21 protein-coding genes and 1 tRNA gene are annotated in these 25,777 nt (G+C 67.6%); 15 read left to right on the top strand and 7 right to left on the bottom strand.

Annotated elements, in window-relative coordinates; genetic code table 11:
* Positions 1 to 62 precede the first annotated feature (62 nt).
* From AVL48_RS01065 to AVL48_RS01040, 6 genes are all read left to right on the top strand, one after another.
* Complete coding sequence (locus AVL48_RS01065) at positions 63 to 1,040, top strand: RNA polymerase subunit sigma-70 (RefSeq protein WP_244162429.1); 978 nt, start codon at positions 63 to 65, stop codon at positions 1,038 to 1,040.
* 4 nt (positions 1,041 to 1,044) lie between these two features.
* On the top strand, positions 1,045 to 1,482 hold the full coding sequence (locus tag AVL48_RS01060) for a PPOX class F420-dependent oxidoreductase (RefSeq protein ID WP_061982908.1): 438 nt from the start codon (positions 1,045 to 1,047) through the stop codon (positions 1,480 to 1,482).
* Between the two features lie 56 nt (positions 1,483 to 1,538).
* Positions 1,539 to 3,644, top strand: coding sequence for an alpha-galactosidase (locus AVL48_RS01055; RefSeq protein WP_061982909.1), 2,106 nt, complete (start codon positions 1,539 to 1,541; stop codon positions 3,642 to 3,644).
* Positions 3,645 to 3,781: 137 nt separating this feature from the next.
* A complete protein-coding gene (locus tag AVL48_RS01050) occupies positions 3,782 to 5,053 on the top strand; it encodes an ABC transporter substrate-binding protein (protein WP_061982910.1) in 1,272 nt (423 codons plus the stop codon).
* A 6-nt stretch (positions 5,054 to 5,059) separates the two neighbouring features.
* Positions 5,060 to 5,947 (top strand): carbohydrate ABC transporter permease, encoded by an 888-nt coding sequence (locus tag AVL48_RS01045; RefSeq protein ID WP_244162430.1) that lies wholly within the window; start codon positions 5,060 to 5,062, stop codon positions 5,945 to 5,947.
* Positions 5,944 to 6,783 carry a carbohydrate ABC transporter permease gene (locus tag AVL48_RS01040; RefSeq protein WP_061982912.1) on the top strand — a complete coding sequence of 280 codons (840 nt, stop codon included), beginning with the start codon at positions 5,944 to 5,946 and terminating at the stop codon, positions 6,781 to 6,783. The genes AVL48_RS01045 and AVL48_RS01040 overlap by 4 nt, the downstream gene beginning before the upstream one ends.
* A 49-nt stretch (positions 6,784 to 6,832) precedes the next feature.
* Here AVL48_RS01040 and AVL48_RS01035 read toward each other — a convergent pair whose 3' ends face one another.
* Positions 6,833 to 8,470, bottom strand: a complete 1,638-nt coding sequence (locus AVL48_RS01035; RefSeq protein WP_061982913.1) for an ABC-F family ATP-binding cassette domain-containing protein — start codon at positions 8,468 to 8,470, stop codon at positions 6,833 to 6,835.
* Positions 8,471 to 8,616: 146 nt separating this feature from the next.
* On the opposite strand from AVL48_RS01035, the gene AVL48_RS01030 reads away from it, so the two are divergent.
* Both AVL48_RS01030 and AVL48_RS01025 read left to right on the top strand, forming a co-directional pair.
* Entirely contained in the window at positions 8,617 to 9,507 is an 891-nt protein-coding gene (locus AVL48_RS01030; RefSeq protein WP_074038176.1) for a PaaX family transcriptional regulator, read from the top strand.
* A gap of 36 nt (positions 9,508 to 9,543) precedes the next feature.
* On the top strand, positions 9,544 to 10,323 hold the full coding sequence (locus AVL48_RS01025; protein ID WP_061982915.1) for an enoyl-CoA hydratase/isomerase family protein: 780 nt from the start codon (positions 9,544 to 9,546) through the stop codon (positions 10,321 to 10,323).
* Positions 10,324 to 10,341: 18 nt separating this feature from the next.
* Here AVL48_RS01025 and AVL48_RS01020 read toward each other — a convergent pair whose 3' ends face one another.
* Positions 10,342 to 11,241 carry a CU044_5270 family protein gene (locus AVL48_RS01020; protein ID WP_061982916.1) on the bottom strand — a complete coding sequence of 300 codons (900 nt, stop codon included), beginning with the start codon at positions 11,239 to 11,241 and terminating at the stop codon, positions 10,342 to 10,344.
* Positions 11,234 to 11,836: an RNA polymerase sigma factor gene (locus tag AVL48_RS01015; protein WP_061982917.1), complete on the bottom strand. Its 603-nt coding sequence runs from the start codon at positions 11,834 to 11,836 to the stop codon at positions 11,234 to 11,236. The genes AVL48_RS01020 and AVL48_RS01015 overlap by 8 nt, the downstream gene beginning before the upstream one ends.
* 221 nt (positions 11,837 to 12,057) lie before the next feature.
* Between AVL48_RS01015 and AVL48_RS01010 the strand changes: the two genes are divergently transcribed.
* The 4 genes from AVL48_RS01010 (at position 12,058) to AVL48_RS00995 (ending at position 16,891) form a co-directional block, all read left to right on the top strand.
* Entirely contained in the window at positions 12,058 to 14,274 is a 2,217-nt protein-coding gene (locus tag AVL48_RS01010; RefSeq protein ID WP_082857502.1) for a glycosyl hydrolase family 18 protein, read from the top strand.
* Between the two features lie 91 nt (positions 14,275 to 14,365).
* Complete coding sequence (locus tag AVL48_RS01005) at positions 14,366 to 15,391, top strand: lactonase family protein (protein WP_082857501.1); 1,026 nt, start codon at positions 14,366 to 14,368, stop codon at positions 15,389 to 15,391.
* A 117-nt stretch (positions 15,392 to 15,508) separates the two neighbouring features.
* Positions 15,509 to 16,678, top strand: coding sequence for an alginate lyase family protein (locus tag AVL48_RS01000; protein ID WP_061982919.1), 1,170 nt, complete (start codon positions 15,509 to 15,511; stop codon positions 16,676 to 16,678).
* 139 nt (positions 16,679 to 16,817) lie between these two features.
* A tRNA-Pro gene (locus AVL48_RS00995) sits at positions 16,818 to 16,891 on the top strand.
* 887 nt (positions 16,892 to 17,778) lie between these two features.
* On the opposite strand, the gene AVL48_RS00985 is transcribed toward AVL48_RS00995, so the two are convergent.
* From AVL48_RS00985 to AVL48_RS00975, 3 genes are all read right to left on the bottom strand, one after another.
* Positions 17,779 to 18,576, bottom strand: coding sequence for a carbohydrate ABC transporter permease (locus tag AVL48_RS00985; protein ID WP_244896125.1), 798 nt, complete (start codon positions 18,574 to 18,576; stop codon positions 17,779 to 17,781).
* Positions 18,577 to 18,675: 99 nt separating this feature from the next.
* The gene (locus tag AVL48_RS00980; protein ID WP_244162431.1) at positions 18,676 to 19,551 is read right to left on the bottom strand and encodes a carbohydrate ABC transporter permease; all 876 of its coding nucleotides are present in this window, start codon (positions 19,549 to 19,551) and stop codon (positions 18,676 to 18,678) included.
* A gap of 68 nt (positions 19,552 to 19,619) precedes the next feature.
* Positions 19,620 to 20,966 carry an ABC transporter substrate-binding protein gene (locus AVL48_RS00975; RefSeq protein ID WP_061982920.1) on the bottom strand — a complete coding sequence of 449 codons (1,347 nt, stop codon included), beginning with the start codon at positions 20,964 to 20,966 and terminating at the stop codon, positions 19,620 to 19,622.
* A 347-nt stretch (positions 20,967 to 21,313) separates the two neighbouring features.
* On the opposite strand from AVL48_RS00975, the gene AVL48_RS00970 reads away from it, so the two are divergent.
* Complete coding sequence (locus AVL48_RS00970; protein WP_061982921.1) at positions 21,314 to 21,742, top strand: GNAT family N-acetyltransferase; 429 nt, start codon at positions 21,314 to 21,316, stop codon at positions 21,740 to 21,742.
* Positions 21,743 to 22,348: 606 nt separating this feature from the next.
* Here the strand turns inward: AVL48_RS00970 and AVL48_RS00965 are convergent.
* Complete coding sequence (locus tag AVL48_RS00965; RefSeq protein ID WP_061982922.1) at positions 22,349 to 23,548, bottom strand: FAD-dependent monooxygenase; 1,200 nt, start codon at positions 23,546 to 23,548, stop codon at positions 22,349 to 22,351.
* A gap of 493 nt (positions 23,549 to 24,041) precedes the next feature.
* Here AVL48_RS00965 and AVL48_RS00960 point away from each other — a divergent pair, with 493 nt between their 5' ends.
* Positions 24,042 to 24,938, top strand: a complete 897-nt coding sequence (locus AVL48_RS00960; protein WP_061982923.1) for an SDR family oxidoreductase — start codon at positions 24,042 to 24,044, stop codon at positions 24,936 to 24,938.
* 113 nt (positions 24,939 to 25,051) lie between these two features.
* Positions 25,052 to 25,768 (top strand): transglycosylase SLT domain-containing protein, encoded by a 717-nt coding sequence (locus AVL48_RS00955; protein ID WP_061982924.1) that lies wholly within the window; start codon positions 25,052 to 25,054, stop codon positions 25,766 to 25,768.
* The last annotated feature ends 9 nt before the right edge of the window (positions 25,769 to 25,777 follow it).

Below are 25,777 nucleotides of genomic sequence, written 5' to 3'. Positions count from 1 at the left end.
GACCGATGAGTTCTCGCGAAAGGCGCCGTTACATCGGGTAAGAACACTCGATGGGAGGCGCCATGACCAGCACCGAAACGGACGGAACGGTCGCCGCGGCGAAGGCGGGGGACGAAACCGCCTTCGCCGCGCTCACCGCGCGGCACCGAAGGGAACTGCACGTCCACTGCTACCGGATGCTCGGCTCGTTCGACGAGGCGGAAGACGTCGTCCAGGAAGCGCTGATCAACGCCTGGCGCGGACTTGACACCTTCGACGGCGGGAACTTCCGCGCGTGGCTGTACCGGATCGCCACCAACGCCTGCCTCGACGCGATCCGCAAGAGCGAGCGCCAGGTGCCGTCGCTGCGCTCCTTCGCCGAAGTCCCGTGGATCCAGCCGTATCCGGACCGCTTGCTGGACGAGATCGCGCCGCCCGACGGCGAGCCCCACGCCCTCGCCGTCGCCAGGGAGACCATCGAACTCGCCTTTCTCGCGGTCCTGCAGATGCTGCCGCCGCGGCAACGCGCGGTGCTGATCCTGCGCGACGTGCTCGGCTGGGCGGCCGCCGAAACCGCCACTTTGCTGGATCTCTCGGTCCCCGCCGCGAACAGCGCCCTGCAGCGCGGCCGGGCGACCCTGCGCGAACGCCTTCCGCGGCAGCGCGGCGAATGGACGGCGGCGGCCCCGTCCGAGGAGGAACGCGCGCTGGTCCGGCGGCTCATCGAGGCACACGACCGCGGGGATTTCGCCTCGCTGGGCGAACTGGTCCGCGACGACGTCCGGGTCACCATGCCGCCGGAGCCCAACTGCTACATCGGGCTCGAACACCTCGCCAGGCACGGCAGGATCGCCGAGGAGATGGGCGAATGGCGTGCCGTCGCGGTCGACGCCAACCGGATGCCCGCGTTCGCTTCCTACCTGAGGCGTCCCGGGGACGCCGCGTTCCGCGCCTTCAAACTCGACCTCGTACACGTCGTCGACGGCAAGGCCGCCGAGTTCACCACGTTCGACAGCCACCTGTTCCCGGCCTTCGGCCTGGACACCATGCTGGAGGGATGACGTCATGCCGGAGAAGATGACCGACGAACAGCGCCGCGCCTTTCTCGCCGAAGGCACCCGCACCGCCGTCTTCGCGACGGTCCGCCCGGACGGGCGGCCGCACGCCGTCCCGGTCTGGTTCGCCGTCGACGGGGACGACATCCTGGTCAACCTGGGCGCTGACACCGTCAAAGGCAGGGCGCTCAAGGAGAACCCCCGCGTTTCGGTGGTCGTCGACGATCCGCTGCCCCCGTACTCGTTCGTGAGTGTGGAGGGTGTCGCGGAGATCGTCACCGATCCCGAAGAGATCCGCCGCGGTTCGAGGCCGATCGCCGAACGTTACCTCGGCGACGCCGGGCAGGAGACGATCGACGGCTGGCTGGCCTACGCGACGTCACCGGGGAAGGTCCTGGTGCGGGTGCGGCCGGAGAACATCGTGGCGATCGCGAAGGTCGGCGGCTGAGAGGCTTCGACGGACTGCCTCTTGGCCCGCACCACGATCCGGGCCAGGATGGCGCCGTGACCGAGATCGTTTTCGACGACAGCACCCGTTCCTGGCTCATCCGCACGGTGGCCACGAGCTACGCGCTGAGACTGGCCGAGGACGACACGCCCGGTCACGTCCACTGGGGGCCGCCGCTCACCTTGGAACAGCTCGCCGACGTCCTTCCCGAGACCAAGGCACGCTGGGATTCCTTCAACGATCCCAACGAGGGACTCGACGAACTCGCCGCCGACGGCGGCACCCGCCACTGGACCCCCGCCCTCCAGATCCGGTTCGCCGACGGGACCCGCGCCCTCGAATGGCGGTACCTCTCCCACGACATCGACGGCGGGCTGCTGAAGGTCCATTTCCGCGACCGCCACTATCCCTTGCGAATCACGCTCGGTTATCGCGTCCCGTCCGGCACCGACGTCGTCGAGCGCTGGACCGAACTCACCCACGACGGCGCGGACGACCCGATCGAGGTCATCCGCGCCGACTCGGCGAGCTGGGTCGTACCCGTCCGGCCGGACTACCGGATCAGCCATGTCACCGGCCGCTGGGCCGCGGAGAGCCAGCTGCTCCGGGAGCCGGTCCCCCACGGCGAGACCACCTTCGGCAGCAGGCGCGGCATCACCAGTCACCACGCCAATCCGTGGGTGATGATCGACGACGGCGAAGCGACCGAGCGGTACGGCGAGGTCTACAGTGCCGCCCTCGCGTGGAGCGGTTCGTGGCGTATCACCACCACCCGCTCGTCCACCGGCCGCCTCACCGTGACCGGCGGCTTCGGCCAGGACGGCGTCGTGCACCGCCTCGCGCCCCGCGACACGCTCACCACGCCCGTCTTCGCCGGGTTGTACAGCGAAGGCGGGTTCGGCGCCGCGAGCCGCGCATGGCACGCGTACACCCTGGGCCATGTCCTTCCCCGCCCCGGTGAACTCCGCCCGGTGCTCTACAACTCGTGGGAAGCGACGGGATTCGACGTCACCGAGGCCGGACAGCGCGCGCTGGCGGAGAAAGCCGCGGCGCTCGGTGTCGAACTGTTCGTGATGGACGACGGCTGGTTCGGTGCCCGGAGCGACGACCGGGCCGGGCTCGGTGACTGGTCCGTCAACCACGACAAGTTCCCCGACGGCCTCAAACCGCTGATCGACGAGGTACGACGGCTCGGCATGAAGTTCGGGATCTGGGTCGAGCCGGAAATGGTCAACCCGGACAGCGCCCTCTATCGCGAGCGGCCGGACTGGGTCCTGCATCATCCACATCGGACACGATCGGAACTGCGGAACCAGCTGGTGCTCAACTTCGCCCGGCCGGACGTCGCGGAGTGGGCGTTCGGCTGGCTCGACGCGCTTGTCGGCGAGCACGGGATCGACTTCCTGAAATGGGACATGAACCGCCCGTTCACCGAGGCGGGCTGGCCGGCCGAAAGTGCTCCGGACCGGCTGTGGGTGGAGCACACGCGCGCGGTCTACGCGATCATGGACCGCCTGCGCGCCGGGCATCCCGGACTGCGGATCGAGGCGTGCAGCGGTGGTGGCGGCCGGATCGACTTCGGGGTCATGGCCAGGACGGACCAGGTCTGGACCTCCGACAACACCGACGCGCTCGACAGGCTCGTCATCCAACACGGTTACGGACAGGTGTATCCGACCCGCGCGATGTCGGCGTGGGTCACCGACGACCCCAACTTCGTCACGCAGCGCTCCACCCCGCTGCGTTTCCGGTTCCACGTCGCCATGGCGGGGGTGCTCGGCATCGGCGGCGACATCGTCAAGTGGCCGGACGAGGCCCTCGCCTACGCCCGCGAACAGATCGCGCTGTACAAGGAGATCCGGCCCGTCGTCCAGCACGGGAGGCTCTACCGGCTCGTGCCGCCGTCCACCGACGGCGTCTCGGCACTGCAGTACGTGGCGGCCGACGGCGGGCGCGCGGTCGTGTTCGTGTTCCGGCAAGCGGCACATTTCCACGCTCCTGAACGACCGGTCCGGCTCGACGGCCTCGACTCCGCCGGCCGGTACCGCGACGAGGACACCGGAAAGGTATGGCACGGCGCCGCACTGCAGGCACACGGCCTGTTCCCCGGGCTTCCGGCCGGTGATTTCGCGAGCACGGTGATCCGGCTGACGAAGCTCTGAGCGCCCCGATAGGTCAGATGTATCGTCCGTTTTGAACCCTTTTCCCGCCGTCAACCTGCTTGACATCCCCCTAGACATCCGATCGAATGCCGACGTCCAGGAGACGCCGCGCATCGTCGCGAGAAGGGTGGCCGGGGATGAGAAGATCCTTCGCGTGGGGAGCGGCGCTGCTCATCGCGGCGAGTCTCACCGGCTGCACCGTGGGCGGCGGGACGAGCGCGTCCGGTAGCGAGATCTCTTTCCTGACCTTCGAGACACCGAACCTTCCACCGTCCTATTGGGACGCCGCCATCAAACGCGTGACGGACCGCAATCCCGGTCTCAGCGTGAAGAAACTGGTCGCGCCGTCGACCGACCGCACCGGATACGCCAAGCAGCTGCTGCAGTCCGGCCAGTTCCCTGACGTCGCGATAGCCGTCGACTCGGCCGGGTTCGCCGAATCGGGCAACCTCTACGCGTGGACGCCCGAGGAGCTCAAGGACTTCCAGTTCCCCGGCGCCAACCCGATCAAGGGCGGGCACCACCAGTTACCCGCCAACACCCAGACCATCCCGCCGATCTACTACAACAAGAAGCTCTTCGCCGACGCGGGGATCAGCGCGGCCCCGGCGACCTGGGCGGATCTCCTCGCCGCGGCGGAGAAACTGAAGGCGAAGGGCATCACGCCGTTCACCATCGGCGGCGGCAAGGAAGGGTTCCCGTCCGCGATGCTGCTGGACGGCCTGGTCAGCGTCGACGTCTACGGAAAAACCCCGGACTGGCTTTCCCAGCGGCGTGCCGACAAGGTCAAGTTCACCGATCCGGCCTTCCAGCGGGCGTTCGGCAAGTTCGCCGATCTGGTCGCCAAGGGCTACCTCGACAAGACACAGGTCTCGCGGGACTACTCGGCGACCGAAGCCGCCTTCCTCAACGGCGAGGGCGCGATGTACCCGATGGGCAACTGGTTCGCCGCCAGCGCCGACGCCAAGAAGCCGTCGTTCGAGATCGGCGTCTTCAACTTCCCTTCCGAGGACGGGAAACTCGTCGTCCCCGCCTACACCGGCGGCGGCATCGTCGTGAACGCCAAGTCACCGAAGCTCGACGCCGCCAGGAAGTTCGCACTCGCGTTCCAGCTCGACAAGGAGCAGATCGACGCCTCGGTCAAGGCCGACGGCCTGTTCCCCGCGATCAAGGGTTACACGCCACCGTCCGACGTCGGCCCGGTGTTCAAGGCGGGCTACGACCTCTACCGGGAAGCCGTCGAGAAGAACGTGATCGTGAACGCCTTCAGCTGGGAGACCGCGGACGACGGGCTCCTGCCGGGGATGAAGGACAAGGTCTACCAGGCCGCACAGGACGTCATCACCGGCCGCAAAGCGGTGGCCGACGCGTGCGCGTTCCTGGACGCCGAGTGGGCGAAGGCGCGCTGACGCGCGATGGGGAGAAAACCGATCCTGCCGCGGGTGTGGCATTTCGCCTCGTTCGGCGCTCCCGGTGTCGTCATCTATCTCTGCTTCGTGATGGCGCCGATCCTCATCAGCTTCGGCTACAGCTTGACGAACCACAACCCGTTCAACCCGCCTTCGCGGTTCGTGGGTCTCGAGAACTACAAGCTGCTCTTCCAGGACGAACAATTCCTGACGGCGCTCAAGGTCACGACGATCCTGACCGTGATCGTGGTGGTCGTGCCGAACCTGCTCGGCCTCGGCGTCGCCCTGCTGCTCGACCGGAAAGGCTGGCTGTACAACGTTTTGCGGAGCGTGTTCTTCACACCCGTGATCCTCAGCTCGGTCGTGGTCAGCATCATCTGGACGAAACTGCTGGACGACCGGGGTCCGGTCAATGGCCTCCTCCGCGCGTTCGGTGTCGAACGGCCGCCTGGCTGGCTTTCGGACCCGGATCTCGCGTTGTACTCGGTCGCGTCGATCGTCTGCTGGCAGATGCTGGGATTCTGCGTGGTCGTGTACCTCGCGGGCCTGCAGGGTGTCCCGGCAGAACTGCTGGAAGCCGCCGAGATCGACGGGGCCGGACCCGTCCGGCGGTTCCGCGCGGTGACCTGGCCGCTGCTCGCACCGTCACTGACGATCAACACCGTCGTGCTGCTGATCTCGGCGTTCAAGACCTACGACTACGTCAAGGTCGTCACCAACGGCGGGCCGGGTTCAGGGACCACCGCCACGATCGCGTTCAACGTCCTCGCCACCGGGCTCGACGCGAACCACGTCGGCTACGCGTCCGCGATGGCCGTGGTGATGCTGGTGATCGTCGCGACACTGACCACGGTCGTGCTGCGTTTCCTGCGGCGGCGGGAGGTCGACCTGTGACCACAGTGGACGGTGCACGGCGTTCATGGCTCCGGCCCGCCGCGGCGATCCTGGCGAGCGCGCTCTTCTTCGTGCCGCTGTACTACGTGCTCGTCAACGTCTTCAAACCCGGCGACCTGATCGCCCAGGAGCCGGCGTCGGTCCCGCTGCCACCGACGCCTGCCAACATCCACGCCGTGCTCACCCGGCCCGACGGCCTGTTCTGGGTGAGCCTGGCGAACAGCCTGCTCGTCACGTTGTTGTCGATCATCGTGCTGACGGTGCTTTCGGCCATGCTCGGCCACTACCTGGCGCGCTCCGGCAAACGGTGGACCAAGGTGCTCGCGCTGATCCTGTTGGCGGGCTTGATGATCCCGCCGCAGGTGATCCTCATCCCGGTCACCGAGGTGCTGCGGCTGACCGGGATGATGGCGACACTGCAGGGTCTGGTGCTGTTCAACGTCGGGTACTACGTGCCGTTCGGGGTCTTCGTGTTCACCGGGTTCATCCGCGGGGTGCCGGTCGAACTCGAAGAAGCCGCGCTGCTCGACGGGGCGAGCCGGGCGCAGGTGTTCTGGCGGATCGTGTTCCCGCTGCTGCGCCCGGCGACGGCGAGTGTGCTGATCTTCCTCGGGGTGTGGATCTGGAACGACTTCATCGATCCGCTGATCATCCTCGGCCCCAGTCAGGGCACCACGGTCACGACCGGGATCTACCGCTCGATCGGCCAGTACCAGGCGGACCTCGGGAGCGTGTTCGCCCTGATGTTCCTGGCGACCCTGCCGGTGCTGATCTTCTACCTGGCGCTGCAAAAGCAGTTCGTGAAGGGCCTCACCGGCGGCGCGACCAAGGGGTGACCCTCTCTCTGAGCATTTAGTCCTCTGAATGCGCAAAGCCTTTGAATGCTCAGAGTTCGGTGACCTTCCCGTCGGCCACTTCCAGCCGCCGGGTGGTCTCCACCGCGTCCAGCATCCGCCGGTCGTGCGTCACCAGGAGCAGCGTCCCCGGATACTCCGACAGCGCCGACTCCAGTTGCTCGATCGCGGGCAGGTCCAGATGGTTCGTCGGCTCGTCGAGCACCAGCAGGTTCACCCCGCGCGCCTGCAGTAGCGCCAGCGCCGACCGGGTCCGCTCCCCCGGCGACAACGTGGCCGCCGGCCGAAGGACGTGCGCTGCCTTCAACCCGAACTTCGCCAGCAACGTCCGTACCTCGGCGTCGGCGAGTTCCGGAACCTCGCGGGCGAAGGCCTCGACGAGCGGAAGGTCGCCGAGGAAGAGCTTCCGCGCCTGGTCGACCTCACCGACGACGACACCGGAGCCGAGCGACGCGGCGCCTTCGTCGACCGCGACGCGGCCGAGCAGGGCGGCCAGCAGCGTCGACTTCCCGGCGCCGTTGGCCCCGGTGATCGCGACCTTGTCCGCCCAGTCGATCTGCAGATCCACCGGCCCGAGCGTGAACCCGCCCCGCCGCACCACCGCGCCGCGCAGGGTCGCCACCACCGCACCCGCCCGGGGCGCCGCGGCGATCTCCATCCGCAGTTCCCATTCCTTGCGCGGTTCTTCGACGACGTCGAGCCGTTCGATCATGCGGTCGGTCTGGCGGGCCTTCGACGCCTGCTTCTCCGTCGCCTCGCTCCGGAACTTGCGGCCCACCTTGTCGTTGTCGGTGGCTTTGCGCCGGGCGTTCTTGACGCCCTTCTCCATCCACGAACGCTGCATCGCGCCACGGGCTTCGAGTGAGGCCTTCGTGTTCGCGAACTCCTCGTACTCCTCGCGGGCGTGCCGCCGCGCGACGGCGCGTTCCTCCAGATAGGACTCGTAGCCGCCGCCATAGGTCCGTACCTGTTGCTGCGCGAAGTCGAGTTCCACGACGCGGTCCACGGTGCGAGCGAGGAATTCGCGGTCGTGGCTGACCAGCACCGTACCGGCGCGCAGGCCGGTCACGAACCGCTCGAGCCGTTCCAGCCCGTCGAGGTCGAGGTCGTTGGTCGGCTCGTCGAGCAGGAAGATGTCGTACCGGCTCAGCAACAGCGAGGCCATTCCCGCCCGTGCCGCCTGGCCGCCGGACAGCGACAGCATCGGCAGTTCGAGGTTGATCGTGAGCCCGAGTTCCGCGGCGACCTCACCCGCCCGGTCGTCCAGGTCGGCCCCGCCGAGCGCGAGCCAGCGATCGAGGGCCTCACCGTAGGCGTCGTCCGCGCCGGCTTCGCCCGCGGTCAGCGCCTCGGTGGCGGCGTCGAGCGCGGCCTGCGCGGCGGTGACACCGGTGCGGCGCGCGAGGAACGCGCGGACGGACTCACCTTCCCGGCGTTCCGGCTCCTGCGGGAGGTGACCGACGGTGGCCGTGGGCGGGTTCAGCCGGATGCTGCCCGCTTCGGGCGGCACGAGCCCGCCGAGGGTCTTCAGCAGGGTCGACTTGCCCGCGCCGTTGACGCCGACGAGACCGATCACCTCGCCAGGGGCGACGACGAGATCGAGACCGGAGAACAGTACACGGTCGCCGTGGCCGGCGGCGAGATCCTTGGCAACGAGTGTGGCGCTCATGAGAGCAGTGAGTCTACGGGGACCGATTGAACAGCTCGTGGTCCCTCGGAAGAGTGGCAAGTATCCAACCGATCACGGAACGTGGGTAACCTGGTTGTTCTTCTGGACCCGAACGAACCCCCGAGCATTGAGGTCGGTGACAGCAAATGGCGGATTCCGCCACCCAGGTCCCCGTCGCACACCAGCAGAAAGGCGGTACCCGTAGGCCGACACTGAGCAGGCGACGGGAAGTCAGCCATGCCAGCGCCCGATCGCTGCTGATGACGATCCTCGGCGAGTACGTCCTGCCCCGTGACCAGCCGATTTGGACGTCCACGCTGGTCGAAGCGCTACGGGTGCTCGACATCGAAGAGAAGTCCGCCCGGCAGGCGCTGGCCCGTTCGTCCGCCGAGGGCTGGGTCATCTCGGAGCGCGTCGGACGAAGAGTGCGCTGGTCGCTCACCCCACCAGGCAGACGTCTCCTGACCGAAGGCGCCGAACGGATCTACGCCTTCGGCAACGAGGAGCGGGAATGGGACGGTCATTGGCTCATGCTGATCGTCTCGGTCCCCGAAGCGAAGCGGGACCTCCGGCACCGGCTGCGCACGCGCCTGACCTGGGCCGGATTCGGCTCACCGGTCGCGGGTGTCTGGGTCAGCCCGGACCTCACCCGTCAGCGGGAAGCCCAGCAGATCGTGCAGGAACTCGGCCTCGACGCGCAGGCGATGTCGTTCACCGCCGCCTATGGCGACGTCGGCGACCAGGAGACGATGGTCGCGCGGTCCTGGGATCTCAGCGAACTCAAAGACCGCTACGAGGACTTCATCGACCGTTTCACCGGTTTGCATCCTTCAGGTGAACGCGGCGTTCTTCGCGCGCAGACCGAACTCGTCCACGAATGGCGCAGTTTCCCGTTCCTCGATCCACGCCTTCCACTGAAACTTCTCCCCGACGGTTGGAGCGGCGTGCGCGCGGCGGACCTTTTCCACCGCAAGCACGTGGAATGGCGACCAGAAGCACAGTCCCAATGGGACGAACTCGCGGACACCTCCGGCTAGGGTCACCGAAAACGATCTAGCGGAGGGAACACCGCCTTGGCCACCTCGATCCGCCTCGACCACGAGGACGGCGTCGCCGTCCTGACCATCGCTTCGCCGCCGCTGAACCTCTACACCGCGGAACTCCAGCGAGAACTGGCCGAGGCGATCGGCGACCTGGAGGCCACGCCGCCGCGCGCGGCGCTCATCCGGGCCGAGGGGAAGATCGTCAGCGGCGGGGTCGACGTCTCCCTGTTCGACGCCCAGTCCTCCGCGGCCGAGGCGAAGGTGCTCTTCGACGAGATGCTGGCGATCCCCGACCGGATCGCCGCGCTCCCCTTCCCTACCGTCTTCGCCGCCCATGGTCTGTGCCTGACCTGGGCCTTCGAGGTCGCGGTCGCCTGCGACATCATCCTGGCGAGCGAGAGGGCCAAGTTCGGTCTCGTCGAACGGGTCGTCGGGCTGACCCCGACCATGGGCGGCACCCAGCGGCTCGCCGCCCGCGCCGGTGTCGGCCGCGCCAAGGAGTTCGTGATGACCGGCGCGACCTACGACGCCGCGACCCTCGAACGCTGGAACGTGGTGAACCGCGTGTTCCCGGCGGACGCCTTCGACGAGGCCGTCCGCGCTTTCACGAACGACCTCGCGCAGGGACCGACCCGGGCACACGCGGCCACCAAGAAGGTCCTCGACCACTACGAGCACGGCGGCGTCGCCGAGGCGAACGAGCACATCACGACGATCGCCGCCGGTCTCTTCGACACCGAGGACCTGCGCGGCGCGGTGAAGTCGTTCCTCGCCGACGGTCCCGGCAAGGCGACCTTCACCGGCCGCTGATCCGCTGTGCAGTGACGGCTAGGGCCGCTGACCGACCGCGTCCACCACGCCGGACGCGATCACCGCGGTCGAATTCGTGCCCAGGTACCGGAACGTGTCCGCGGTGAAGACGATCACGACCGGTTTCGCCACCTTGGGGTCGTGCCCCGGCCCGAGCGGCCAAGTGATGCCCACACCGGGCCTGCCCGCCGCGTCCTTGGCGTGGTCGACGGCGCGCAGGCCGGGCACCTTGGCCGCGGCGCCGAACAGCGCCGCCCGGACTGCGGACGGAAGGTGGTTTTCGTTCGCCAGCGCGAGGACATCCTTGCCCATCGCGTTGAAGTCGCCGTCGTGACCGCTGTGGTTGGCGTTGAGGTAGGCGAACATCGCGTCGGCGTCGGCGGGCAGATCCGCCCGGTAAGCGGGCCTTGGCGTGCACGGCTCCATGACGCCCTTGAGCGGCTTTTCGCCCTTGTACGCCTGCGCCCGCCCGTTTCGACAGCCCGGGAGCGGGAAGGACTTTCCGTCCGCCATTTTGATCAGCCCGTCGTGGGTACCATCGGCCGAAAGCCACGATTCCCGCTCGCCGTCGGGCTGCTTGGTCTTGGTGTAGACGAACTGGCTCGGCGTCGGTGGTGTGTCCGGCGCCTTCAGCGCGACCGCGGCGGCGTTGCGCAGGACGGCCACGGGATCCGCGGTGGCCACGGGTGGCTCCAGACCGGCCGGGGCGAACGCGACGACGGCGGTGATGGCCGCGGCCAGGCCCGCCGCACCCACCCCGGTCCAGACCCACCGCCGCCGCTTCTTGAGCGGCACCACGTTCTCCGTCCCGGCGGCGGCGATCTCGGCCATCAATCGCGCGCGTGCCGAGCCGAGCGCGTCGGATTCCGCGAGGGGCACCGATGCGGTCCGCTCGGCGATCAGCTTCAGCTCATCCATGGGTGGCGATCTCCTTCGAAGTCGTGATTTCCGGGTGCCCGAGCGTCTCGCGGACCTGCCGGCGGGCGCGGTTGAGCCGCGAGCGGACGGTGCCGAGTGGAATGCCCAGCGCCGAGGCCACTTCCCCGTAGCTCAGGTTTTCTCCGGCGAACAACGTGAGCGCGTCGCGGTCGCCGTCGCTCAGTCCCGCCAGCGCGGAGTCCAGCAGCTTCCCCATCGACGCGGCGGTCACCTGCTCCGCGACACGCTCGGCATGCCCTTCCTCGTGAGCCGGCGGGCCGAGGGCTTCCCGTAGTTTCAGTTCTTTGACCTCCTCGCGGCGCCGCTGCGCCACCAGGTTGGTCGCGATCCCGTAAAGCCACGGCCGGGCGTCACGGCGCTCGGTGTCGTAGCCCTCGCGTTTGCGGAAGGCCACCAGGAACACCTCCCCCAGCGCGTCCTCGGCGGCGGTGGGTCCGACGCGTCTGACCAGGTACCGGTGGATGTGCGCGGCATGCCGGTCGAAGATCGCGGAGAACCAGTCCGGCCTGGTCACCGACCTCGCGATCAGCTCCGCGTCTTCGAGATCCCCCGGATCCGCCCCAGATGTGCTCATGAACCGCCCTTCGCCGGTCGACAGTGTCACCTGCTATCCGCACGCACGGCCGAACGGGTTCACGGCCGCCGAATCGGTCTAGACCTTTTATGCGAGCCGCGCTACATTCAGGTGTGGTCTAGACCACATCGCGCCAGTTCAGATCAGGTTCAGTCTCGCCGCCTCTTTTGGAGAGAACCGCCATGAGACGCACCAGAAAACGACTACTCAGCGCATTCACCGTGACCCTCCTCGCCGCCGGGCTCTTGGTGGCCGCGGGCACTCCGGCACTAGCGGCGGGCCGCCTCCGCGCCGCCTTCACCTTGACGGGCACCACCGGTGAATACACCGTCACCAACCCCAGCAGCGAAACCGTCGCCGACTGGTCCATCACCTTCACCGTCCCCGCCGGGGTGACCGCCACAAGCGGCTCCAACGCCACCGTCTCCCAAACGGGCGACCAAGTCACCCTCACCCCGGCGTACTACATCAAGTCACTCGCGCCGGGCCGCTCGACCTACCCTTACAGCCCGTCGTTCCGGCTCAGCTCCGCGGTCAACCCGACCACCTGCCGGATCGACGACGCGAACTGTGACGGGTCGGGCGACACACCACCGTCGACGCCCGCCAACCTGCGCCTCGTGGCCAAGACGACCACGACCGCCGCACTGGCCTGGAACGCGTCGGCCCCGGGTTCGCTGCCCGTCGCCGGGTACGACGTCTACCAGGGCACCACGCTGGCGGCGTCGGTCACCGGCACCGAGGCGCGGATCACCGGGCTGACGCCGAACACGGCCTACAGCTTCACCGTCGTCGCCAAGGATCGGAAGGACACCAAGTCCCCGCCCACCCCGGCGCTGGCGGTGACCACGAACAACCCGGGCGACGACACCCAGGCACCGACGGCGCCGTCGAACCTTCGCTCGACCGCGGTCACGTCCAGCTCCGTCGCACTGGCGTGGACCGCGTCCACCGACAACACCGGCGTCGTCTCCTACGACGTCTACCGCGGCACGACACTGGCCACCACGGTGACCGGGACGACCGCGACGGTGAGCGGCCTTTCACCGTCCACTTCGTACTCTTTCACGGTCAAAGCCCGCGACGGATACGACAACGTCTCCGCGGCGAGCGCCGCCGTCAGCGCTCGCACCGGCGACATCGTGAACGGTTACGCCCGGGTCGGCTACTTCGTCCAGTGGGGTATCTACGGCCGCCAGTTCTTCGTCAAGAACCTGGTGACCAACGGATCCGCGAGCAAGCTGACGCATCTGCTGTACGCCTTCGGCAACATCGACCCGGTCAACCACACCTGCCTTTCGGGTGTCACCAAGGGGACGACGTCGAACCCGCAGGACCCGAACCAGGGTGACGGCGCGGGCGACGCGGAAGCCGACTACTCGCGGCCGATGTCCGCGGCCCAGTCCGTCGACGGCGTGGGCGACACCGGCTGGGAACCGTTGCGCGGCAACTTCAACCAGCTGAAGAAACTCAAGGCCAAGAACCCGAACCTGAAGGTGCTCATCTCCTTGGGCGGCTGGACCTATTCGAAGTACTTCTCCGACGTCGCGGCCACGGCCGCGTCCCGGCAGAAGTTCGTCGCGTCGTGCATCGACACGTACCTGAAGGGGAACGTGAAGGCGTACGGCGGGGCCGGCGGGCCGGGCACGGCCGCGGGCATCTTCGACGGCATCGACATCGACTGGGAGTGGCCGGGCAGTCCCGACGGGCATCCCGGCAACCACTGGAGCGCCAACGACAAGACGAACCTGACCGCGCTGCTGGCCGAGTTCCGCACGCAGATGGACGCCTACGGCGCGACCACCGGCAAGCGGTACGAACTGCAGGCGTTCACCCCCGCCGACCCGGCGAAGGTGAGCGGCGGCTGGGAAATCCCGAAGATCTTCGACTACCTCGACGTCGCCAACGTGCAGGGCTACGACTTCCACGGCTCGGGCAGCGACAACTCGTGGGAGCCGAACCGCACCGGCCATCAGGGAAACCTCTACGCCGACGCGGACGACCCGTACAACTTCAAGTTCAGTGTGGAGTCGGCGATCAACGCCTACACCAACGCCGGGGCGAATCCCCGGAAACTGACCCTCGGACTCGCCTTCTACGGTCGAGGATGGCAAGGGGTCGCGGACGGCGGCAAGAAGGGCGAATGGCAGAGCGCGACCGGCGCCGCGCCAGGCCAGTTCGCCGAGGAAGCAGGTACTCGTGGCTACGCGAATCTCTTGGCCAGTGTCCCGAACTGCACCGTCCAACACGACACCGCTGCCGTGGCCACCGCGTGCTACACCGGCAACGGCGGGCAATGGTGGACCTTCGACGACGCCTGGTCCATCCAGCAGAAGGTCGCCTGGCTCAAGACCAGAGGGTTGCTCGGAGTCATGGCCTGGGAGATGTCGGGTGACACCGGATCCCTCATGACCACAGTGGACACCTCACTGAAGTAGTTCCACGTCCGTCCGTGAAGGCCTCCTTGTCTACCTTGAGGGTAGGCAAGGAGGCCTTCACGGATGCCTCGGTTTGCTGCACAGTGTGCCTGTGACTCCTGCGAACGACGACCGGATCCTGATCATCGTCGGCTCCTACACCGCCGCGAGCAACGGCAACGGTGAAGGCATCGGCACCTTCTGGCGCGATGGGCGGACCGGGGAGCTGACCCCGGCGGGCTCCCTCGAACTGGACTCGCCGAGCTGGCTGACGCCGCATCCCACGTTGCCGGTGCTCTACGCCGTGAACGAGACGGCCGAGGGCGCGATCAGCGCCGTGGCGGTCGCCGGGGACGGCACGCTGGAAGTGTTGAACTCGCTGCCGACCGGCGGAGCGGACCCGTGTCACCTGGCGGTCACGCCCGATGGCCGGTTCCTGTTGTGCGCCAACTACAGCGGCGGAAGCCTCGCCGCCTTCGCGCTCGGCCCGGACGGGGTGCCCACCGTGCGCACGGCGCTCGTCCAGCACGAAGGCGGCGGACCCAACGCCGAACGGCAGGAAGCCGCACACGTGCACATGGCCGTGGTGGACGAAACCGGCACGCTGGTCAGCGCGGTCGACCTCGGTACCGACGAGATCCGCAGTTACCGCATCGGGGAGGAGGGCGACCTGATCCCGGTGTCGGTCTCGGCGTTGCCTGCCGGCACCGGTCCACGTCAACTCGTGCGGCGTCCAGGCACCGGTCACGCCTACGTCGTCGGCGAGCTGGCAGCCTCGCTGGTGACAGTGCGCGAAGAGCCGGCGGGCACGTTCACGGTCGTGAACTCGGTTCCCGCGACACTGAACCCCGGCGGCGAGAACCTCCCGGCGCAGCTCGAACTGCACGGCGACCGGCTGTTCCTGTCCAACCGCGGTCCCGAAGCGATCACCGAGTTCGCGCTCGACGGCGTTCTCCCGAAGGCCGTCGCCGACCACGGGACCGGTGAAGGGCCACGGCATTTCTCGATCATCGGCGAGCATTGTTATGTCGCGTCGCAGAACAATGACGCGATTCAAGCCTACGAACGCGCGACCTGGCGGCTCATCGGCACGTACCCCATCGGGAGCCCGGCCTTCGTAGGCCCCTGGCGCCGCTGAACAAAGGGCCCCCTCTTTATTTTCGAGTCGAATTAAGGTCTTGACGCACCTGGTTCAGACCATGACACTGAAGCGCACGCCGCCGGTGACCTGGCTCACACCCGCCCGAGGAGAACCATGTCCCTACCGAGAAAACTGCTCGCCCTCACCACGCTCATTTCCTTGGCGCTAGGCCTTTTCAGCGCTCCCGCTCGGGCCGCGCCCGCCGCCTTCACCCACCCCGGCGTCCTGGTCAGCCGTCCGCAACTGGACTTCGTGCGCGCCAAGGTCCAAGTCGGCGCGCAACCGTGGAAACAGGCCTACGACGCGATGGTGTCAGGTTCGTACGCGTCGCTGTCCCGGTCACCGAAACCCCGCGCCGTCGTCGAATGCGGCCCCTATTCGAATCCGAACCTCGGGTGTACCGACGAACGGCAAGACGCGATCGCCGCGTACTCCCTTTCCCTCGCCTGGTACATCACCCGCGACACGAAATACGCGACCAAGGCGATCGAGATCATGGACGCCTGGTCGGCGGTATTGAGGGACCACACGAACAGCAACGCTCCCCTGCAATCGGCTTGGTCGGCCTCCTCGTGGCCGCGCGCGGCGGAGATCATCAAGCACTCCTACCCGAACTGGCCGAATTCCGGCCGTTTCGGCACCATGCTGCGGAACGTGTACCTGCCCGAGGTGAGCAACGGCAGTCACAGCAACGGAAACTGGGAACTCAGCATGACCGAGGCCGCCGTCGGCATCGCGGTCTTCCTCGACGACAAGGCGAGTTACGACAAGGCCGTCGCGAAGTTCCGGACTCGCGTCCCCGCCTACCTCTACCTGACCAGCGACGGCGCGCTCCCCCGGACCGCGCCCGGCAGCGGCCTCGACACCCGCGACAAGATCGTGAAGTACTGGCAAGGCCAGACGACCTTCGTCAACGGCCTCTCCCAGGAGACCTGCCGCGATTTCACCCACACCGGCTACGGCCTCGCCGCCATCGCCAACTTCGCCGAGACCACCCGCATCCAAGGCCAGGACCTCTACCCGGAGATCGCCGACCGTCTCCGCGAAGGCCTCGGCTTCCACGCGAAGTACCAGATGGGCGCCGCCGTCCCGTCGTGGCTGTGCGGCGGCAGCCTGACGCTCGGCCTCGGCCCGATCACCGAGGTCGGCTACAACCACCTCCACGCCCGCCTCGGGCACACCATGAGCAATACCGAGGCCCTCACCCTGCGTCAGCGCCCGGCAGGTACCAATAGCCTGTTCGTCGCCTGGCAGACCCTCACGCACGCGGGCAACCCACAGTGACTCCGCCGACGCCGCCTGATTGCGGCAGGGCGGCCCTCACGGTCCGTTTTCCCAGCTCAGACACACAGTGACCCCTGGTTGCAAGCCCGGCTTCCGGACCCGCTAAAGTACTCACATCGCACTCCACGGAGCGCGGGTCCGGGCTGTGGCGCAGTTTGGTAGCGCACTTGACTGGGGGTCAAGGGGTCGCAGGTTCGAATCCTGTCAGCCCGACGGACGAAGCGGGTCTCCGCAGCTCACCAGCTGCGGAGACCCGCTTTTTCATGTTGCCAGAGGTGTCGTTCCGGTTCAGCACAACACCGTCCGGCCCGGATGTCCTCCGGCGACTGGGCCAGGGGTCCGGTGACCGCGGTCGTCGCCCGGGAGCTGCGAACCTGGTCCCGAGACCTGCTTCGCTTTCATTACCTGGTTTTCGCCCTCTGCTACGCCCTGGTGTTCTGCCTGCTGCCGCTGGCCGTCGGCGCGTCGATCTTCCTGCCGTGGACCGGCCTGGTGTTCGCGCTGTGGGTCGCGGCGATCTCCGCGAACCAGTATGCCGAGGACGGCACCGAGCTGTGGGGCAAACTGATGATCCCCGGTTCCGCCTGCCACGATGTACGCGGCCGCCAGCTCGCCTGGTTGCTGGTCACCGCGCCGACGACACTCGTCCTGACCATCGCGATGGTCGTCTTCACCGGCGAATACGGCCTTTGGCCCTGGCTGGCCACGATGCTACCCGCGCTGCTGGTCGGCGGCGCGGGCGTGACCGTGCTGGTGTCGGTGCTGAGGCCGGTACCCATGACCGAGCCGCGGCTCCGGGGCGGCAACCTGCTGGAGAACGGTACCGACTTCGCGCAGGTCCTGATGGTCGAATCGAGCGCGCCGGAGTTGCTCCTGTATCTGCGTACCGGCGTCTCGCCCCAGCGGAAGCGACCGGCCCCGGCTTGGAAACCGCAAAAGTCTTCCCTGCCCAAGCCCGAACCGCACCTGGAGAAACTCGGTCTCCACCTGGCTCCGAACGGCCAGCGTGTCTACGTCGTCGCGAGTCTGGTCCTGTGCTGGGTGCCTTTGGCCGCCCAGGGCATCGTGCCCGCGCTCATGCTCGCTTGTCTGGAACGGGCTCAGTCGATCCGGCGGCGCGTCGAGATGCCGTCCACGAAATGCCGCTGGGCGAGGAAGAAGACGATGATCATCGGCAGCGTCGTGAGCACGCTACCGGCCAGCACGATTTCCCATCGTTGCTCACCTGCCTGGCCGAACTGGTCCGAAAGGGCTTTGAGGCCGCGCGGCAGCGTGTACAACGCCGGGTCCCGCAGATAGATCAACGGCTTCAGCAGATCCGACCAGCTGGCCTTGAGTTCGAAGACGAAAGTCACCACCATCGCCGGTTTGCACAGCGGTACCGCGATCCGCCAGAACAGCGTCCAGTAGCTCGCACCGTCGATGCGCGCGGCCTCGAAAAGTTCCCTCGGCAACCCGAGGAAGAACTGCCGCAGCAGGAAGATGTAGAACGCACTGCCGAACAGATTGCCCGCCCACAACGGCACCTGGGTGCTGGCCAGCCCGGCTTCGTTCCAGATCAGGTACACCGGGATCATGGTGACCGCGCCCGGCAGCATCATGGTGGCGAGCACCAGTCCGAAAAGCGCGTTGCGCCCAGGGAACCGGAAATAGGCGAAGCCGAACGAGACCAGTGAGCTGGCCACCGTGGCGGCGAGTGCGGCGGCGAGACTCACCGCCACGCTGTTGAACAGCCAGGCGGCCACCGGTGCCGCGCGCCAGATCTCGGCGTAGTTGCCCAACACCACCTGCTGAGGGAGCAGCGCGTTGTCGAAGACCTGTTCGCCCGGTTTCACCGACGCGCTCAACAACCAGGCGAACGGGTACAGAAACACCACCGACGCGGCCACCAGCGCCACCCACACCAGGGGGCGCCGACGGCCGCGCCGGCGCACTTGCGGCGTCGATTCGGAAAGGGGCTCAGCGACCGGCGGCAAGTTGCTCGTGACGACCATGCTTCACCGGCCCTCGTAGTAGACGAAACGCTTGCTCAGCCGCACCTGGATCAGCGTGATCACCATGATGATCGCGAACAGCAGCCAAGCCATGGCCGAGGCGTAACCCATGTGCAAAAACTGGAAACCTTGCTGGAACAGGTAGATCAGATAGAAGAGAGCGGCATCGCTGCTGTATCCGGCGGAGGAGGCGTTGCCGTAGAACGCCGTGTACGCCTCGTCGAACGTCTGCAGCGCCGCGATGGTCTGCACGATGAGCGTGAAGAACAGCGCACCACTGATCATCGGCACAGTGATGTGCCGGAACCGGCGCCACCGTGACGCTCCGTCGAGTTCCGCGGCTTCGTACAGCTCCGGTGGCACACTCTTCAACGCGGCGAGGTAGATCACCACCGTGCTGCCGACCGACCACAGCTGCATCAGCACCAGCCCCGGTTTGATCCACGCACCGTCGGTGCTCCACTGCGGCCCCCGCACCCCGAACAGCCCGAGCACCTCGTTGACCAGGCCGGCCTGCCCGTTGAACAGGAACAGGAACAGCACGCCGACGGCCACCTTCGGGGTGATCTCCGGCAGGTAGAACAGGGTACGGAAGATCCCGGCCGACCGGCGCCCCGTCCTGACCAGCAGCGCGGCGAGGCCGAGTGAGACGGCCATCGTCGACGGTACCGACATGAGCGCGTAGACCAGGGTGTTGGTCAGGCTTTTACGGACGTCGGGGTCCTCCATCAACTGGCGGTAGTTGGCGAGGCCGACCGCGGTCGGTTCCCGCAGGGCGTCGTAGTCGGTCAGTGAGAGCACGAAACTCGCCACCATCGGGATCAGCATGAAGATCAGGAAGCCGATCATCCACGGTGACAGGAACGCGTACGCGGCCAAGGTTTCCCGCCGCCGGAAGCCCCGCGCCCACGTCCGTATCCTCGCCCCCCGAGTGGGCAGGGCCGCCCTCACCGGGGCTGCGCTGCGAGGTCGAGTGCCCGTTGGGCCTCCGCCTGTGCCTGGCGCAGCGCGTCCGCGGGGCGCTGGGCACCGGAGAGCACACGGTTCACCGCATCCTGCCAGGCGGCTTTGAATTCCGCTCCAGCGGGCGAGGACGGCATCGAGAAGGCCGTTTTCTGCGCGTCGAGAACCGCCTTGACAGCGTTCCCGAAAACCGGCTTGTCATCGAGCTTGACCAGTTCACCGAAGATCTTCTCGTCGGCGACCCGGTTTCCGGTGTAGACCCCGGTGAACGGTTTCCCGGCGGCCTTGCGCGCGTCGGCCCGTGCCCGTGCGGCGGCGATCCAGGAATCCGACTTGGTCATCGTCGCGATCCAGGCGCACGCTTCCTTCTTGTGTTTGCTCGCCGCCGGAATGGCCCATGCGGAACCGGTGACCCAATCGATCGGCGTGCCGTGCTGGTCCGTGAACGGCCGGACGGAGAGGGTGATTTGCGGCGAGTGGTTGGCCAGCACGTTGAGGTACCAGTCGTCCATGGGCCCGGCGGCGAGCTGCCCGGTGGCGAACGGGTTCTTCGCGCCGAAGAAGTCGAAGGTGTCGCGGAACGCTTTCAGTTTGCCCCAGCCGCCCTGTGCCTCGATCAGACCTACCGTGTAGTCCAATATCTCGATCAGCCGAGGGTCGTCGAGGTTGGCCTTGAGTCCGTCTTCGCTGAGCATCGTGACCCCGTTTGCCCTGGCCCACAACGGAAGAAACTCGGGGAGCTTCGGGTCGAATCCGATCCGGGTGAGCGCACCGCCACCGTCGCGACCGGTGAGGCTCCGGGTGAGTGCCGCCAGCTTCGCCCGGTCCGCGGTGCCGACCTCCGCCGGATCGGCACCGGCTTGGCGCACCACCGCGTCGTTGACCATGATCAGACGGTTGTTGTAGGACTCCGGCAGCCCGTACAGCTGACCGCGCAGGGTCACCTCGGCCACCGCGGCCTCCCGGAACTCCGCCACCTTCACCTGGCTGTCCCGGACGCATTCGCCCAGCGGCATCAAGGTGTCCCGCGCCGCATAAGTGCCGAGCAGCTGGCGGTCGAGGTAGATGATGTCGGGGGGATTCCCCGCCGCCACCGCGGCCAGGAACTGCTGTGCGTCGAAGGCACTGCCGCCGACCTTGACCGTAGCTGGAGCGATCACCTTGTCCGCCAGCTCGATCCGGGTCTTGGCGATCTCGTCCCCAGCCCCGAATCCCATGGTGACGAGTGTGGTCCCGCCGGTTTCGACCGTCGAGCTGACTCCGCCGCAGCCACTCACCGCCAGCGCGGTCACCAGCAGCCCCGCCCGCAGTCGTGCGTACCCGCCCGGCATACGCCACCTCCGCCCGATCGCCGAATAGCCGGCCTTGAATTACCCGCCGACGCCGCCGCGCAAACCACCTTTACGATTGAGCCCGAGTTCGGCATGCCGATGAGGATCGCCGGCAAGGGGCGGGCACGCGACCTGGCACCGTATATGTGCGTTTGGCCGTCGGGTGAGGCGTGGTTTCGCCGCCGGAAGAATTCGCAACGATGGTTTTCGCACCCTCCGCTGTTTCGGCGGCCTGATGTTGGAGCGCCCAGTCGCTTCAGCGCGGGCGACTCCTTTTGGACTAGGAGCAGACTCACTCGTCGAAACAACGACATCGAGAACCATGGGGATTGCGATACGGTCGAGCTGTGGAGGTTCACCTACTGCCGTTGTCCCGTGAGAACGTTCGCGCGGTCTGCGATCTCCGGCTGGCCGAGCACCAACGCCACCTCGTCGCCCCTGCCGCCTATACCGTCGCCGAAGGCAACTACGAACCGGGTGCGATATTGCGAGCCATCTACCTGGACGACACCCCGGTGGGCGTTCTGCTCGTCGAAATCGAGAACAAAACCCCGCACCTGGTCAGATTCATGGTTGACGCAGACCACCAAGGCCGCAAGATCGGCAGCCGCGCCGTCGAACTGCTGGTGGACGAATTACACGCCGGTGGATGGACGACGCTGGAAACCAGTGTCGTCCCAGTCGAGGGCGGCGCCGAAGGCTTTTGGCGCCACTGCGGTTTCCACAGCACGGACCGGACCCACTACGGCGAGCCAGTCTTCGTTCGACCGCTGTAACTCGATGAGACCCTGCCGCCGTCCCAGGACGACACGGCGCATCTGGGGCGAAGCCAGTGTTTTCGGATCGGTCATCGGACACGCGATAAGGATGCATGACGGACGACTGACCCGCGCTCATGGCCGATGAGCGCGTCGGTGCGGGAACCCCGACACCTCCCGTCGAGGCGTGAGTCCCCCGGACCCGGCCCGGCTCGAACGGGCTACCACCCTCACCATGCGACGGGCAGGACGCATCCTTACCGGGTAGACGCGCTTTGGGCGGGCTCATCGTGATGGTAGGTCGGAGCCACCCGCCGCGGCGACGGGATTTCCCCGTGACGATCCCTGGCTCATGCCGCTGATCTCACTACCGAGACGCGCGCTCATGCCGATGTGCGCGTACCTGCGAAGGAACATTCTTGATCGGCTAACTTACGGTGGCGGAGGGCGAGCGCTCCCGTTATACGCCGCTCATGCCGATTACAGGGTGCTCGCGAACGCACGGCTAGACCGCCGAACCCACCGGCAGTCGGTGGAGCAGATCGCCATCGCCTTCGACGGGAACCGCTGATTCGCCGGGCCCGAGGTTGTGGCCGATGGCTTGGCCGACGAGGTGAGCGGCGGTCAGGCCCGGGCCCCGGAGTCCGGCACCCCTGCGTAGTCGGGCAGCTCGACGCCGTTGATCGCGCGCCCGACCAGCTCCGTGAACCATTCGCCCGCGAAATCGGGGCTCGGCTCGGCATCTGGCCCGGGGAGGTCGCGGCTGCGGGCGTTCAGCCGGCCGATCTCCTGATTGGCCTCGACGAACGAGCGCATCCGCGCCTCGTAGCGGGCGAACCCGGTGTCGGGGTCCCATCCGGCGGCGGCCAGTTCACCGGCCAGCAGGTAGGCGCCGACCAGGGCCAGCCCGGTGCCCTGCCCGGACATCGGCGACGAGCTGAACGCCGCGTCCCCGAGCAGCCCCACCCGTCCGCTCGACCAGCGGTCCATCACCACCTGGGCGACCTGGTCGAGGTAGAAGTCCGGGGTGTCCTCCAGCTGCGCGAGGATGTCCGGGGTCAACCAGCCCAGGCCTGCCATCCGCTCACGCAGCAGAACCTTCTGGGCCGCGACATCACGGTAGTCGACGTCGAAGTCAGCCGAGGCGAAGTAGAACATCGCCATCGCGCGGGTAGCGTCCTGGATGGGTCGCAGGAGGGCTGAGCGCCCGGACTCCTGATCCTGGTGTTCGAGCAGCCAGCGGTCCAGCCCGAATTCGTTGGGCACGCTGTAGAAGGCCAGCACGTGCCCGAGGTGGCGGAGGAACCGCTCATGCGGCCCGAAGGCCATCGCCCGCAGCGCCGAGTGCAGCCCGTCGGCCCCGACCACCAGGTCGAAGCGCCGCCGGTCGCCGCCCGCGAAGGTCACATCGACCCCCTCCGCGTCCTGGGTGAGTTCGGCGATCCGGTCGCCGAAGAGGTACTCGACGCCGCCGCGGGTGTCGTCGTAGAGAACCCGGGACAGGTCCCCGCGCAGAATTTCGATGTCCGCGATGAACCCGTCGCCACCATCGTCGTCGGCACGGAAGGTCTCCAACACTCGCCCGTCCGCGTCCACGATGTGCGCGCCGGCGGTGTCGGTGCACGCCGCGCGCACCGCCGCGTCCAGCCCCATGCGCCCGATGACCTCCTTGGCCACCCCCCGCGCGTCCACCGCCTGCCCACCGGGACGCAGCTCGGGGGCCCGCTCCACCACGGTCACCTCGGCCCCCCGCCGGCGCAGCCAATGGGCCAGCGCGGGCCCCGCGATGCTCGCCCCCGCCACCAACACCCTGGTACCGCTCACCGCGCCCCCCGCTCGCCCGTCCGGATCACGGCCCGGATCGTACGCCGCAACGGCGGTCCAGGATGCCGGTGGTCGTTCGCCGCCCGGCCTCCGCGTGTTCGACACAGTTGACCCATGGCGAACACGCGATCATGCCGCGAGTCGCGCGTTCAAAGGAGACACTCGCATATGCCGACGAGCGGCCACGGCCTTGTTTCGATGTGGTGATCGACGGACGAAGCGGGTCTCCGCAGCTCACCAGCTGCGGAGACCCGCTTTTTCCTGTGGTCAGAGGTGTCGTTCCGGTTCAGCGCAGCCACCAATGGGTGAGGGGAATTCAGTCCTTGCCGGGTTTTGTCGTGGCGGACGGGTGGTATCAGGGCGGTGACCTCGAACCCTTGCCAACGGTGCTGAAAGCACTGATTCATCTACAGCACAGCATTCGGCCTGGTCAGACCGTGTGGGACGAGCCTTCACCCGGCCACGCTGATGATGAGGACTTCAGGAGGCGAACATGACGGAAGACCAACACAGCCAGGAAACCGCGGAGCGGCACCCCAGCCCGGACGAGCAGTCGGGGCAACAGCAGCGACACCCCGGCTCGGGCGAAACCATGGATCCGCCACCGGACCACGGTGAGGAGTCCTATCGCGGCAGCGGGCGATTGCTGGACCGCAAGGCCGTGATCACCGGCGGCGACTCCGGTATCGGCCGCGCCGTGGCGATCGCTTTCGCCCGGGAGGGCGCCGATCTCGTGCTGTCCTATTTGGAGGAAGAACAGGACGACGCCGAACGCACCGCCCAACTGGTGCGCGAAGCCGGCAGGCGGGTCGAACTCGTGCCCGGTGACATTCGCGATGAGCGTCACTGTGGGCACATCATCGACACGGCGGTGTCCACCCTCGGTGGCATCGACATTCTGGTGAACAACGCCGCTTATCAGATGAGCAGCCAAGAAGGCCTGCTCGGAATCTCCACCGAGCAGTTCGACCGCGTACTGAAGACCAACCTCTACGCGATGTTCTGGCTGTGCAAGGCCGCCGTGCCGCGTATGCCGCGCGGGTCGGCCATCATCAACACGTCCTCCATCCAGGCCTCGCAGCCGTCGCCGGAGTTGATGGACTACGCCACGACCAAGGCGGGGATCGCGAACTTCACCAAGGGGCTCGCGCAGGATCTGGCCGACAAGGGCATCCGGGTGAACGCGGTCGCGCCGGGTCCCATCTGGACACCGCTGATCCCGGCCACCATGCCGGAGGAGCAGGTCGAATCCTTCGGTGAGCAGGTGCCGATGGGCCGGGCCGGTCAGCCCGCCGAACTGGCACCCGCCTACGTGTTCTTCGCTTCGCAGGAATCCAGCTATGTCACCGGCGAAATGCTGGGTGTCACCGGCGGCCAGCCCCTGACCTGACGTGCCGCGGGTGGGCTGTCGACACCGAGCACGGGCTGACCGCCTGTGCAACGCACGTGTCCACGCGTGCAACGCCGGTTCCCCCCGCGCGCACAGGCGGTCAAGCTCAGTCCATGACCAAGTTGACCCCCGAGCAGATCGCCCGGCACGCCTACGACGCCGGCTTTCGCGGCGACGGGCTCACCACGGCGGTGGCGGTCGCGCTCGCCGAATCCGGTGGGGACACCCGCGCCCACAACGCCACCCCGCCCGACAACTCCTACGGGCTCTGGCAGATCAACATGCTCGGCGCGATGGGACCGGAACGGCGCAGGCAGTTCGGCTTGGGGTCGAACGCCGAACTGTTCGACGCCGCCACCAACGCCAAAGCGGCCAACAAGATCTCCGGTGACGGCGAGTCGTGGAAGCCGTGGTCGACCTACACGAACGGCGCCTACAAACGTCATCTGCCCGCCGCGCGCAAGGCGGCCGAGGCCGTGCGGAAACACCCGGGCGGACGCCCCACCGGCACCGGCATGGGGAGGATCCGGGTCGATAGGCAGACCCTGGACGGCTTCGTGCGGCGCACTCGCCGGGTCGGCGACGCGCTCACCTCGGCTTCGGCCGACCAGGTCAAGGATGTCCGGTCGATCGCCGACGACAGCTTCGGCAAGATCGGCAAGGAGTCCGGGTTCGCCGACGCGCTCGGTGACTTCGGCGCCGCCCTACAGGGCCAGGTCAAGGCGGTCGGCGTGGCCGCGGACCGGCTCGCGGACGCCGCGGTCAAGGCCGGGAAGGCCTACCACGACCGTGATTCCTCGGCCGCCGCGCGCCTGGACCGGCTCGCCTGAAAGCGTTGG

The sequence above is a fragment of the Amycolatopsis regifaucium genome (assembly GCF_001613935.1).
Lineage (GTDB): Bacteria > Actinomycetota > Actinomycetes > Mycobacteriales > Pseudonocardiaceae > Amycolatopsis > Amycolatopsis regifaucium.
The sequence above is the reverse complement of the archived record's forward strand: the minus strand, read 5'-3'. Positions and strand labels throughout refer to the sequence as shown.

Bases quoted from the DNA above. Each gene is read 5' to 3' on its own strand.
- AVL48_RS01065 (WP_244162429.1), top strand. From the start codon at position 63: ATGACCAGCACCGAAACGGACGGAACGGTCGCCGCGGCGAAGGCGGGG.
- AVL48_RS01060 (WP_061982908.1), top strand. From the start codon at position 1,045: ATGCCGGAGAAGATGACCGACGAACAGCGCCGCGCCTTTCTCGCCGAA.
- AVL48_RS01050 (WP_061982910.1), top strand. From the start codon at position 3,782: ATGAGAAGATCCTTCGCGTGGGGAGCGGCGCTGCTCATCGCGGCGAGT.
- AVL48_RS01045 (WP_244162430.1), top strand. From the start codon at position 5,060: ATGGGGAGAAAACCGATCCTGCCGCGGGTGTGGCATTTCGCCTCGTTC.
- AVL48_RS01035 (WP_061982913.1), bottom strand. From the start codon at position 8,470: ATGAGCGCCACACTCGTTGCCAAGGATCTCGCCGCCGGCCACGGCGAC.
- AVL48_RS01030 (WP_074038176.1), top strand. From the start codon at position 8,617: ATGGCGGATTCCGCCACCCAGGTCCCCGTCGCACACCAGCAGAAAGGC.
- AVL48_RS01020 (WP_061982916.1), bottom strand. From the start codon at position 11,241: ATGGATGAGCTGAAGCTGATCGCCGAGCGGACCGCATCGGTGCCCCTC.
- AVL48_RS01015 (WP_061982917.1), bottom strand. From the start codon at position 11,836: ATGAGCACATCTGGGGCGGATCCGGGGGATCTCGAAGACGCGGAGCTG.
- AVL48_RS01000 (WP_061982919.1), top strand. From the start codon at position 15,509: ATGTCCCTACCGAGAAAACTGCTCGCCCTCACCACGCTCATTTCCTTG.
- AVL48_RS00975 (WP_061982920.1), bottom strand. From the start codon at position 20,966: ATGCCGGGCGGGTACGCACGACTGCGGGCGGGGCTGCTGGTGACCGCG.
- AVL48_RS00960 (WP_061982923.1), top strand. From the start codon at position 24,042: ATGACGGAAGACCAACACAGCCAGGAAACCGCGGAGCGGCACCCCAGC.
- AVL48_RS00955 (WP_061982924.1), top strand. From the start codon at position 25,052: ATGACCAAGTTGACCCCCGAGCAGATCGCCCGGCACGCCTACGACGCC.